Consider the following 12282-nt stretch of genomic DNA (forward strand, 5'->3'; position numbering starts at 1 on the left):
TCACTCGGTCGTACTGCTCAGTCGTGCCGTTCACTCGTACCGATCAGTTGTCCCGCCCAGTCAACTGGCACCGAGGCGGAAGTGGAAGATGCCCCAGGTGAGGTTCCGCTCGCGGCCACCCGTGACCCAGTGGCCGAGCCCGGTCTTCATCTGGGCGAGGTAGTCGTGGCTGATCCTTCTGGCCAGCCCCTCGGCCTCCAGGCGCTCGGTCTCCTCGAGCACGCGCGCGTAGTGGTTCACCAACTGCTCGCGGTGCTCCTCGAAACCGCCGTCGACGGCGGTGAACCCGAGCCGGTCGAGCTCGCGGGTGTAGAAGCCGGGGGAGCCCATGTCGTCCAGGTGGATCCGGTCGAGGATCGGCTGGAGCACTTCGTCGCTCCCGCCGTCCTTCGCCGCCATCGGGTCGGTGAAGATGAGCCGGCCGCCGGGGCGCAGCACCCGGGCGATCTCCTTGAGGACCTGGACCCGGTTACCGCTGTGCAGGAAGGCGTCCTGGGACCAGACGACGTCGACCTGGTCGTCCGGGTACGGGATGTCCTCGAAGGAGCCGTCCACGACCTCGATCCTGTCGGTGAGCCCGCGGGCCGAGTTCAGCTCCTTGTGGCGCTGGTTCTCGACCTCGCTGAGGTTGAGGGCCAGCACCCGGCAGCCGTACGTCTCGGCCAGGTAGCGCGCCGAACCGCCGAACCCGGAGCCGAGGTCGAGCACCACGGAGTCCCGGGTCAGGTCGAGCTTCGAGGCCATGTGCTCGACGGTGCGCCTGCTGGCGTCCGCGATGGGTTCCCCGGGGCTCTCGTACAGGCCGATGTGGATGTCCTCGCCGCCCCACACCGTGGCGTAGAAGGTGTCGGCGTCGGGCGAGTTGTAGTAGCTGCGGGCGGTGCCGACCGCGCCCTTGTACTGCTCCTCCGATGCCTCCGTCCGGTACTCCTTCTCCGCCACATGGACGAAGAAGTCCGGCTGCTCGCGCCGGTAGGTGTGCTGGAAGTCGCCGTAGGTCTCGATGCGCTGGAAGCCGACGTCGGACATCAGCCGCCGCGTGTAGTCCTTCCGCAGCGGGAACATGTTGAGGTAGTACATCGACTCGTCCGGGAAGCTGTACCGCATGCGGCACAGGCCCTCGTCGACGTACTCCGGCTCCACGATGACGTCCTCACCGCAGTAGTAGTAGCGGTGTTTGCTCGTGTATCCGTCGTCCAGGATCGCGTCGTAATTGCGCTGGTCCAGGATGAGAATTCCGTCGTGCTTGAGCATCGCGTAGAACTCGGCCAGCGCCTTGCGCCGGTCGCGTTCCGAGAAGAGATGCGTGAACGAGTTGCCGAGACAGACGATGGCGTCGTACTCCCCGTGGACATCTCTGTTGAGCCACCGCCAGTCCGCCTGAACGACCCGCAGTATGTGCCCGCCCTGCTTCTGGCCGTTCTCGAAGGCCCTCGCCAGCATCTCGGCGCTGCCGTCCGCGCTGACGGTCTCGAACCCGGCGGACAGTAGTGCCACGGAGTGGAATCCCGTGCCCGTGGCTACGTCGAGCACGCTCTTCACCCCCCATTTCCGCAGCAGGTCGATGAAGAAATTGCCTTCGCTCTCCGCCCTCTTCTCCCAATCGATGAGGGAGTCCCACTTCTCGACGAAGCTGGGGACGTATTCCTCGGTGTAGTGCCCGGTTTCGCGTACTTCGACAGGGTTGTCGCCGAACTCTTGGGCCGGTTGCACGATGATGGGGAACCCTTCAGTTTTGAGGAATCTTGCCCTGACGCGGCAGCCCAAGACGGCACAGAGCTCCGGGTCTCGGGAGCCGCACGGTCTGAGCGGATCGCTGTCCAAGACGGTGCGGTCCCATGCCTCCAAAGTTCGTATACAGGGGCGCAGTTGAGGCGAAGAGCGGCTCTGGCCAGTGCCTCTCCGTCTCAAGATTCCTGAGGCGGGGCGGGTGCAGGTTTCTCGCATAAGGGTCCTTGGTGGGCGAATCGCCGCACCGGTGATATCGGGCCAGGGCCGAAAAGCGGCCCATGGTGGCCGCGTTCGGTGTGCAGGGGTGTTGACGGGCGGTCCGGCCCGCGTGAGATCTTGGCTCCCGTTCAGGAGTGTTCGGTAAGTCAGAGGCAGTTCGGTACTCCGAACGAAGCCGTAACTCCCGTGAAAGGGGAGGGACATGTCGACATCCGGTGGCCGGTTCGTCCGGCGGCGTGACTTCATGGCCGCTTCGGCCCTCGGCACCGTGGCCGTGGCGGCCGGGTCCTGGCCGGCCGCCGCCCAGGCGTCCGCGCCCGGACCCGGCGCGGCACACGTGCCGGTGAAGGACCTCCCGCCGTACGTCGGCGCGGGCAGCACGGCGCCCGTCCGGCCCTTCCGGCTGAACGAAGTGGCCCTGGGCAAGGGGCTGTTCCAGGAGAAGCGCGACCGGGTGAAGGCGTTCGTCCGCGCCTACGACGAGCGGCGCTTCCTGGTGCTGTTCAACAAGACCGCGGGCCGGCCCAATCCGCCCGGCGTCGAGGTGCCCGGCGGCTGGGAGGACGGCGGCCTGCTCAGCGGCCACTGGGCGGGCCACTACCTCACCGCCCTCGCCCAGTCCCACGTAGACCAGGGCGAACAGGTCTACCTCGACAAGCTCGACCGGATGGTGCGCGAGCTGGGTGCCTGCCAGGACGCCCTGAAGGGCAGGACGGTGCACCCCGGCTACCTCGGCGCGCTGCCCGAGGACACCGTGCTGCGCGCGGGCCCGCCCCGGTTCGCCGTATACGGCAGCAATCCGGACACCAACACGTGGGCGCCCTGGTACACCCAGCACAAGATCATGCGCGGCCTCCTCGACGCGTACAGCCTCACCGGCAACGAGCGGGCCTTCGAGATCGTCCGGTCCATGGCGGACTGGGCCCACCTGGCCCTCACCCTCGGCGACATCGAGAACCCGGACTACAAGGGGCCCGTCACCCGCGACGACCTGAACTACCTGTGGGACACCTACATCGCGGGGGAGTACGGCGGCGCCAACGAGGTCCTCGCCGAGATCCACGCCCTCACCGGCGACGGGCGCCACCTGGAGACCGCCCGGCTGTTCGACAGCCGGGAGTCCCTCTTCCAGGCGTGCGTGGAGAACCGCGACATCCTCGTCACCACCGACGCGAACCGCCCCGGCCGCAGACGCCCGAACCACCTCCATGCCAACACGCACGTGCCCAACTTCGTCGGCTATCTGCGGGTCTTCGAGCAGAACCGGGACGACGACTACCGGCGCGCGGCGGAGAACTTCTTCGGCATGATCGTGCCGCACCGGATGTTCGCGCACGGCGGCACCAGCGGGACCGTGCCCGGCGCCAACACCAACCCCGAGGCGTTCCAGAACCGCGACAACATCGCCCACGCCATCGCGGGCGACGGCGCCGAGTCCTGCATCACGTACAATCTGCTCAAGCTGGCGCGCAATCTCTTCGCCTTCGACCCCGACCCGGCCTACATGGACTACTACGAGCGCGGCCTGGTCAACATGGTGCTCGGGCAGCGCGCCGACACGGACCGCACGGACGATCCGCAGCTCGCCTACTTCCAGCCGCTTACCCCGGGCGCCGCCCGCGAGTACGGCAACACCGGTACCTGCTGCGGCGGCAGCGGTCTCGAAGGCGGCACCAAATACCAGGAGACGGTGTACTTCCGCTCGGCCGACGACAAGGCCCTGTGGGTCAACCTGTACATCCCGTCCACCCTGCGCTGGCGGGAGCGGGACTTCACGGTCACCCAGAAGACCGCCTTCCCGCGCGAACAGGGCAGCACGCTGACGGTCGAAGGACGCGGCCGGCTCGCCCTCAAGCTGCGCGTCCCCGGCTGGGTGGCCGACACCCGGGACGGCTTCGTGGTCTCGGTCAACGGACGCCGTCTCACCGGGCCGCGCCCGAAGCCGGGCAGTTACCTCACGATCGACCGCGACTGGCGGCCGGGCGACACCGTCGAGGTCTCGACGCCCTTCACCGTCCGCATCGAGCGCGCCCTCGACCGTCCGGAGATCCAGTCGGTGTTCTGGGGCCCGCTGCTGATGCCGGTGCTCGGCGAGGTGCCCAAGGGGACGTACCAGGAGCTGACGCTCTACCGGCACCTCAAGCGCGACGGCGACTACTCTCGTGCGGCGATCACCCCGGGACGGCGCCAGACCCTCACTGCCGACGGCCGCACTCTGCGCCCGCACTACGTCGGCGACCAAAAGCCCCAGTCCGCCTACTTCCAGCGCGTCGAACCCGAGGTGGTGTTCGGCTCCCTCACCACCGGCGTCCCCAACCGCAAGCGCGACGACGGCCTGCCGGACTACGACGTACCGGTCGAGGGCGTCACCTCGCCCGGCGACGAAGGCCCGACCTTCCTCGACGTCGTCTGGGACGGGGCGCCGTTCGCCGAACACCGCGACTTCGTCCGCAGGGTGGAGCGAACGGCGGACCAGTGGACCGCAGCGGGGCTCTTCACGAAGGAGCAGCGCGCCACCGTCGTCGAACGCGCGGCCGCGGCGGAGCGGGAGCTGGCGCCCTGATCAGTCACGCTCTGAGGCCACCGGAACCGGCACCTCCGGCAGCGCCGTCCCGTGGACCCACGCCCGGAACACCTCGTCCACGGGCCGGCGCGCGAACCGCTCGACGTGCGCGGCGAACATCTCCGTCGTGACGGCGCCGTGCCGGTGCAGGTCCGTCCAGGCGCGCAGGGCCCGGAAGAACGCCTCGTCGCCGAGTGCGCAGCGCAGCGCGTGGACCGCCAAAGCGCCGCGTTCGTAGAGGCGGTCGTCGAACATCTGCTTGCGGCCGGGGTCCGCCAGGGACAGGTTCTCGGGGAGGTCGGCGAGCAGCCGGTGGGCCGAGGCGGCCAGGTCCTGGGCGGTCCGGCCGCCCGAGCGCTCGCACCAGAGCCACTCGGCGTACTTGGCGAGCCCCTCGTTGAGCCAGATGTGCTGCCAGTCGGCGACGGTGACGCTGTTGCCGAACCACTGGTGGGCCAGCTCGTGGGCGATGAGCCGCTCCGCACCGCGGGCGCCGTCCACGTGGTTGGTGCCGAACAGCGACAGGCCCTGCGCCTCGACGGGGACGTCGAGCTCCTCGTCGGTGACCACGACCGCGTACTCGCGGAAGGGGTAGGGGCCGAACAGCTCCTGGAACAGGGCCATCATCTGCGGCTGGCGCGCGAAGTCGCGGGAGAACTCGGTCAGGAGGTGGGCCGGGAAGTGGCCGGTCTGCGGCACCCCGTCGAGCCCCGGATCGCCGAGCAGCGCCGTCCGGAATCTGCCGATGGCCAGGCCCACCAGGTAGCTGGAGGTGGGCGCGGGCTGTTCGTACACCCAGGTCGTGGTCGAGGCCCTGGTCGTCCGGGTGAGCAGCCGGCCGCCGATCACCACCTGGTACGCGGAGGGGGTGGTCAGGGAGATCTGGTACGCGGCCTTGTCGGCGGGCCGGTCGTTGCACGGGTACCAGGAGGGGGCGCCGACCGGCTGGCTGGCGACGAGCGCGCCGTCGGTCAGCTCCTCCCAACCCAGGCCGCCCCAGGGGCTCTTCACCGGCTTCGGGTTGCCGGCGTAGTGCACCTCGACGGTGAACGCGGCGCTCGCGGCCAGCGGCTTCGCCGGACGGATGCGCAGTCGGCCACCGCGCAGGGTGTAGTGCGCGGGACGGCCGTCGACCCGGACCCGGCCGACGCGGAAGTCGGCGAAGTTCAGTTGCAGTTCGTCGAGTTCGGCGTGGCCCGCGATGGCGTTGAGCCGGGCCGCGCCGGCCAGCCGGTTGGGCTCGGGGCGGTAGTCCAGGTCGAGTTCGTAGCGGTGCACCCGGTAGCGGGGGTCCCCATTGGACGGGAAGTAGGGGTCCGGCTTGTGCTGCCCGTGGTGCTGACCGTTCACGACTCGTCCGCTCCCTGTCCCCGGGCCCGTTCTCGTCCACGGACCCGTGCTCGTACCACTTGGCCAACGCGCGGTCGCCGTCCGCCGGTTCACGGACGCCAGGCCTCGATCGGGTTGCCCAGCCACCGGCTGCCCGGCGGCACCGACTCTCCGGCCATCACCAGGGACGCGGGCCCCAGCGTGCTGCGGGCGCCGATCTCGCTGCCCGGCAGCACGATTCCGCCCGGCCCCAGCGTGGCGCCTTCGCGAAGGATCACAGTATCCGTCCGCAAGATCCGGTCGTGGAAGAGGTGTGTCTGCAGGACACAGCCCCGGTTCACGCTCGCCCCGGCCTCCAGGGTGACCAGATCGGTCTCCGGCAGCCAGTAGCTCTCGCACCACACGCCCGCCCCGATGCGCGCGCCGAGCCCGCGCAGCCAGGCGGTCAGGACGGGAGTGCCGGGCACGGACTCGGCGAGCCACGGCACCGCGAGCATCTCCACGAACGTGTCGGCCAGTTCGCCCCGCCACACGAAACCGCACCACAGCGGGTGCTCGCCCGTGCGGTGGCGGCCGACCAGCAACCACTTGGCCACGATCGACACCGCGCACGCGAGGGCGCCGGCCGCCAGTAGGACGGGGCCGCCGAGGAGCGCCGCCGCCCACAGACCGTACGCCGTGGCGAGCGCGGCCAGCGCGCCGAGGACGAGGACGACCAGGGCGGCCGAGCAGAACACCGGGACGAGCCGGCCCAGTTCGACCAGGGCGCGCGCGAAGCGCAGTCGGCGTGGCGGCGCGTAGGTGCGGCTCGGATCGGCGCCGGTCGCCGGTCGGGGCAGCCGGACCGGCGGCAGGCCCAGGTACGAACTGCCCCGCTTGGCCTTCTTCGGCGTGGCCGACAGGACGCCCACCAGACCGTCGTCCGGCACCGAACGGCCGGGCGCCGTCATGCCCGAGTTGCCGAGGAACGCCCGGCGGCCGATGTGGGCGCGCCCGATCCGCACCCAGCCGCCCCCGAGTTCGTACGGCGCGGTCAGCGTGTCGTCCGCGAGGAACGCGCCGTCGCCGACCGTGGTGAGGCCGGGCAGCGCGAGCACCGTGGACACCTCGGCGTCCCGACCGACGCGCATGCCGAGGAGCCGCATCCACACGGGCGTGACGAGCCCCGCGTACAGCGGGAACAGCGTCTGCCGCGACAGGTCCATCAGCTGGGTGACGGTCCAGGACTGCCAGCCCGCCCGGCTGTGCACCGGGAACGTCCCCTCGGCCAGCCCGAGTCCGATCAGGCGGACGCCGGCCAGGATCAGCACCGCGTACGTGAGTCCGTAGGCGAGGGCCGCGGGGACGACGGCGAGCAGGGCGCCGCGCACGGCCTCGCCGAGCCCGGCGCCCGCGGGCACGAAGGCGTGCGCGACCAGCAGGGCCGGGAGGGCGGACAGCAGCGGCAGGAGGGTGAGGGCGAGGCCCGCGGCCCCGTACATCGCGCGCCAGCCCGCAGTGCGCGGCGGTCGCTGCTTCGGCCACTCGCGCTTGGCCTTGCCGAGCTTGACCGCGGGGGAGCCCGCCCAGCGCTGGCCGGTCGGGATGTGGCCCCGGGCGGCCGAACCCGGCGCGATCTCGGCGCGCTTGCCGACCCGGGCGCCCGGGAACAGCACACTGCGCGTGCCGACCACGGCGCCCGCGCCGACCTTCACCGTGCCGATCCCCAGGCGGTCGCCGTCGAGCCAGTGCCCCGACAGGTCGACCTCGCTCTCGATGGCGCAGCCGCGGCCGAGCTTGAGCAGGCCGGTGACCGGGGGCAGCGAGTGCAGGTCGACGTCGGGGCCGACCCGGGCGCCGAGTGCGCGGGCGTAGCGTTGCAGCCAGGAGCCGGTCAGCGAGGTGGCGCCGCTGTGCTCGGCGAGGCGTTCGGCGGTCCACAGGCGCAGATGGACGTGGCCGCCACGCGGGTATGTGCCCGGGCCCACGCCGCGCAACAGCAGCCGGGCGCCGCCCGCCGCGACGGCGAGCCGCCCCGGAGGGCTGAACAGGAGCAGCGCCGCCGGGGCGAGCAGCCACCAGGACGCGGCGGGGGCCCACGCGTAGCCGCCGAGGTGGTGAAGGACATTGGCGAGCGCGCCGAGCGCGACCGTCCAGCGCAGCCCGTTCAAACTGAACAGGGGTATCAGGAGCAGCAGTTGGAGGACCTGAGCGCGACGAGGGACCGGGCTGATCACGCGCTCCGCTGCGTCCTCCTGCGCCGACTTCTCCAGTCGGCGGGCCAGCTTGCGCAGGACGGGCCGCTCGTAGATGTCGATGACGGCCGCGCTCGGACAGCGGCTGCGCAGCCGGGTGGTGAGCTGGGCGGCGGCGAGGCTGCCGCCGCCGATGGCGAAGAAGTCGTTGTGCGCGCTGGTGACGGGCACGCCGAGCGTCTCGCTCCACTGTTCGGCGAGCCAGGCCTCGGTGCCGTAGAGCTGCTCGGCCGGGGCGCCCGGGGTCGCCAGGTCGGGCAGCGGCCAGGGCAGGGCGTCGCGGTCGACCTTTCCGGAGGTACGGGTGGGCAGCTCGGCGACGGGGGCGAGCAACGGAACGAGCGCGGCGGGCAGTTCGGCCCGCAGCTTCTCCACGGAGGCGGCGTGCTGCCAGCCCTCCTGGGGCACGAGATAGCCGACGAGCAGCTGGTTGCCGCCGCGTGCGGTGCGCACGGCGCAGGCCGCGCCCGCGACACCCGGCAGCGCCTGCAACGCCGCGTCGACCTCGCCCAGCTCGATGCGCCGCCCGCCGAGCTTGACCTGCTCGTCGCCGCGGCCGAGGAAGACGAGACCCTCGGGATCGGCCTTGACCAGGTCGCCGCTGCGGTAGGCGCGCTCCCAGCCCAGGGCGGGCAGCGGCGCGTACTTCTCGGCGTCCTTGACCGGATCGAGATAGCGCGCCAATCCGACGCCCCCGATGACGAGTTGACCGCTCTCGCCCATCGGCACGGGGTGGTCCGCCTCGTCGACGACGGCGAGTTCCCAGCCGTCCAGCGGCAGCCCGATGCGGACCGGTTCGGCGCCGGTCATCAGGGCGGCGCAGGTGACGACGGTGGCCTCGGTGGGCCCGTACGTGTTCCAGACCTCGCGGCCCTCGGTGACCAGGCGCTGCACGAGTTCGGGCGGGCACGCCTCGCCGCCGAAGATCAGCAGCCGGACGTCGTTGAGGGCCTCCGGCTCCCACAGCGCGGCCAGCGTCGGCACGGTGGAGATCACGGTGATCTCCTGCTCGGCCAGCCACGGCCCGAGGTCCGCGCCGCCGCGCACCTGGGAGCGCGGCACCGGCACCAGGCAGGCACCGTGCCGCCAGGCCAGCCACATCTCCTCGCAGGACGCGTCGAACGCGACGGAGAGCCCCGCCATGACGCGGTCGCCGGGCCCGATCGGCTCCTCGGCGAGGAACAGCGCGGCCTCGGCGTCGACGAACGCGGCGGCGCTGCGGTTGCTGACGGCGACGCCCTTGGGCTTTCCGGTCGACCCGGAGGTGAAGATGACCCACGCGTCGTCCTCGGGCCCGGGCCGCGCGGCGGGCACGGGGGAGGGATCGGCGACGCGGAAGTCGAGCCCCGCGCCGATCACGGCCCGCACCCCGGCCTCCCCGAAGACGAGTTCGGCCCGCTCGTCGGGGTCCTCCGCGTCGACGGGTACGTAGGCGGCGCCCGCGGCCAGCACGCCGAGAATCGCGACGTACAGCTCGCAGGTCCCCGACGGCACCCGCACGCCGACCCGATCGCCGAGCCCCACGCCCGCGCGGCCCAGACGCCTGCGCAGCCGGTCGACCTCGGCGTCCAGCGCCCGGTACGTCAGACGGCGCACGCCGTCGTCGAGCGCGGGTTCGTCGGGATGCGCGCGGACGGTCGCGTCGAGGATGTCGACCAGGGCGCGCGGGGCGGCGGCGTCCTTCGCGAGGAAGTGCGCCGGAGCGTCGAGCCGTTCGGTCAGCTCCGCTTCCAGCAGGCTGAGCTCGTCGTGTGCGCGAGTGGCGTCCATCGGGTCCCAACGTCGAGACGACGGCAGCCCGGCGGGCGCGACGCAAATGCCCCCGAACTGCCCGGAGTTGACCGGCCTGGGCCGGACAACCGGGACATGTTACGGCGTCCGGGGCGCGGGGCGCGGATCGTGCAGGTCAGTCGGGGAGCGGGGCGGCGCTGGGCCAACGCCTGTGCGTGATCGCCAGGTTGCCGGCCCGTAGCGCCACCGGACCCTAGGGCTTGTCGTTTGGATCAGGCCCCGCGAGCCCGGCCTGATCCAAACGACAAGCCCTAGTTGTGCTCCTCGTCGATCGTGACGGCGGCGCCGTTGTCGATCTTGACGACGACGCGGACGCCGCCCTTCTTCGCCGCGGCCTCCAACTCGCCCTCGGTGCAGCGCTTGTTGTCGCCGTTCTCGCCGCAGATCCAGCCGTTGCCGTTGATGGTCGTGGCGGTGGCACTGTAGAAGGAGATGGTGGTCCCCTCGCTGTCGAGCAGGGTGTACTTGCCCGGGGCCAGGTAGCCGAGTTCACCGGAGCGCAGGCCGCTCGGCTTGCCGGTGTCCGAGTCGCTGCCGCCACCGCTGCTGGAGTGGTCCTCGACGATACTGACGGCCGTACCGTTCTTGATCTTTACCGTCGCCGAGACGCCCTTCTTGGACGCGGCCTCGAGTTGCTCCTCGGTGCACTTGGTGGCGGCCTGGCCCTCGGCGTCGCCGCAGATCTCACCGGCACCCTGGATGTCCGTGTCGGTCGACGTGAAGAACGCCTGCTCGGTGTCCTTCAGGTCGGAGACGGTGTACTTGCCGGGCGCCAGGTAGGAGACGTTGCCGAACCAGGTTCCGCTCACGCCTTTGCGCTGGGACGTACCCCCCGAGCCGCTGCCGGCCTGCGACTCCGAGCCGCCGGCGGAACCCGAACCGGTGTCGCCGGTCTTGTCCTTCGCGTCCGAGGCCGCGGTCGACGACTCGGAACCGCTGCTCGACGAGGCGCCCTCGTCCGCGCCTCCCTGGCAGGCCGTGAGCAGCGTGGTCGTGGCCATCAGGGCGGCGGCGGTGAGGACGGCCTTGCGGCGGTGGTTACGAAACATGATGCGGTTCCCCCGTTGCTGGATGGATGCGCGGCCGGTCGGTCGGCCCGGTCGTGCGCTTGTGCGATCTTGATCCTGCCTGATCGAATATGGCCGGGGGAAGCGCAGTTACGAGGTGATGACGATCTCGGCGTGTGCCTGAGACACCGTGCCGACCGGCGCCGCAGCGCAGGTGAATGGCCGGGATCGTTCGGTTCAGGCGGGCAGAGTGTCCCCGGGGAAGCCGTGGCACGGGTGCACCTCGCAGCGCATCATCCCGGCCCGCACACAGGGGTCCTTGGCCATGATCTCCGCGGCCTCCTCGGCCGGCACGGTCATGATCGCGGCCCCGGCCACGGTGTCGGAGGCGACCGGACACAGGGTCGCGATCACCCCCTCCGCGCGCAACGACACCATGCGTCGTTGGTGTTCGAGTTCGATCGCGTCCGCGCCGTCCATGGTCCGCTCCGGCCCCCAGTGAAGGAGCGCCAGGCTGTAGGGCTTCGCGGTCGCGGCCAGGGCCTGAATCTGTTCGTCGGTCACGGGCGTGCTCATGAGGTCTCCTTGTGTCTCGGTGTCTCGGTGTTGCGACGCGTTCGGCCAGCGACACGATGATCCCGGCACGGACCGCCCCCGGCAGTCGGCGGGCGTGGATTGTTGCCGGGGACGGGAAGGATCACGCGGGCCGTGGTGCAGCACAATGGAGGCATGCCGCAAGCCTCGTACGCACCGCCGCGCTTCCCCTGGGCCTGGCTGGCGGCCGGTGTGTCGCTGCTCGTCGGGATGGTGGCCTGGGGCGTCGCCGTGTACCCGCGCCTGCCCGACCGCATCCCGCGGCACATCGGCGGCAGCGGGGTCGACGCCTGGACGGACAAGTCCGTGGGTGCCGCGTTCATGCTCGTCTTCGTCTACGCGGGTGTGACCGCGCTGTTGTCCGTCACCGCCGCGCTGGTGCTGCGGGCCACGCCGACCGCCGAACTGCCCGACGGGGAAACCCGGTTCGCGCTCCCCGGCACGCAGCGCCCCGCGACCCGCACCGGAGCCCGCCGGATGGCCGCGGCGCTGCTCGTCACCAACGTCGGGATCGGCCTGTCCTTCGTCGCCGGCAACCTCGTGCAGTGGCGCACGCATGTCACGGCCGAGGTTCCGTGGTGGTTCTACGTCGGGCTGCTGGCGCCGATCGCGGGAGGTGCGGCCCTCACGGTCGCCGTGGGCCTGTGGGACCGCAGGGAGGGCAACAGGCAACGCTCCGCCGCCGGCTCGGCGCGCAGCGCCCGCCAGGGGCACGACAAGCCCTAGGTCGTGTCCGCAAAGTCATGGCAGCCAGAGTCGTAGGCAGGCGATGGTGACCATGGCTTTGTAGTGGAGGGCGCGTTTGTCGTAGCGG

The 12282-nt window shown here is 71.2% G+C and carries 7 protein-coding genes; 2 read left to right on the plus strand and 5 right to left on the minus strand.

The annotated features are described in order from the left end of the window. Positions 1-60: 60 nt before the first annotated feature. On the minus strand, positions 61-1557 hold the full coding sequence (locus tag ACIA8D_RS34540; RefSeq protein ID WP_399238201.1) for a methyltransferase domain-containing protein: 1497 nt from the start codon (positions 1555-1557) through the stop codon (positions 61-63). A gap of 595 nt (positions 1558-2152) precedes the next feature. On the opposite strand from ACIA8D_RS34540, the gene ACIA8D_RS34545 reads away from it, so the two are divergent. After that, positions 2153-4513 (plus strand): beta-L-arabinofuranosidase domain-containing protein, encoded by a 2361-nt coding sequence (locus tag ACIA8D_RS34545; RefSeq protein WP_399238195.1) that lies wholly within the window; start codon positions 2153-2155, stop codon positions 4511-4513. On the opposite strand, the gene ACIA8D_RS34550 is transcribed toward ACIA8D_RS34545, so the two are convergent. The 4 genes from ACIA8D_RS34550 to ACIA8D_RS34565 form a co-directional block, all read right to left on the minus strand. After that, complete coding sequence (locus ACIA8D_RS34550; protein WP_399238196.1) at positions 4514-5863, minus strand: M1 family metallopeptidase; 1350 nt, start codon at positions 5861-5863, stop codon at positions 4514-4516. Positions 5864-5952: 89 nt separating this feature from the next. Beyond that, positions 5953-9846 (minus strand): Pls/PosA family non-ribosomal peptide synthetase, encoded by a 3894-nt coding sequence (locus tag ACIA8D_RS34555; RefSeq protein WP_399238197.1) that lies wholly within the window; start codon positions 9844-9846, stop codon positions 5953-5955. A gap of 272 nt (positions 9847-10118) precedes the next feature. Beyond that, positions 10119-10916, minus strand: a complete 798-nt coding sequence (locus ACIA8D_RS34560) for a hypothetical protein (RefSeq protein ID WP_399238198.1) — start codon at positions 10914-10916, stop codon at positions 10119-10121. A gap of 195 nt (positions 10917-11111) precedes the next feature. Next, entirely contained in the window at positions 11112-11450 is a 339-nt protein-coding gene (locus ACIA8D_RS34565) for a hypothetical protein (protein WP_399238199.1), read from the minus strand. A 153-nt stretch (positions 11451-11603) separates the two neighbouring features. Here ACIA8D_RS34565 and ACIA8D_RS34570 point away from each other — a divergent pair, with 153 nt between their 5' ends. After that, positions 11604-12194 (plus strand): DUF1648 domain-containing protein, encoded by a 591-nt coding sequence (locus ACIA8D_RS34570; protein ID WP_399238200.1) that lies wholly within the window; start codon positions 11604-11606, stop codon positions 12192-12194. Positions 12195-12282: the final 88 nt, after the last annotated feature.

This window comes from Streptomyces sp. NPDC051684, assembly GCF_044453445.1.
Classification (GTDB): Bacteria; Actinomycetota; Actinomycetes; order Streptomycetales; family Streptomycetaceae; genus Streptomyces.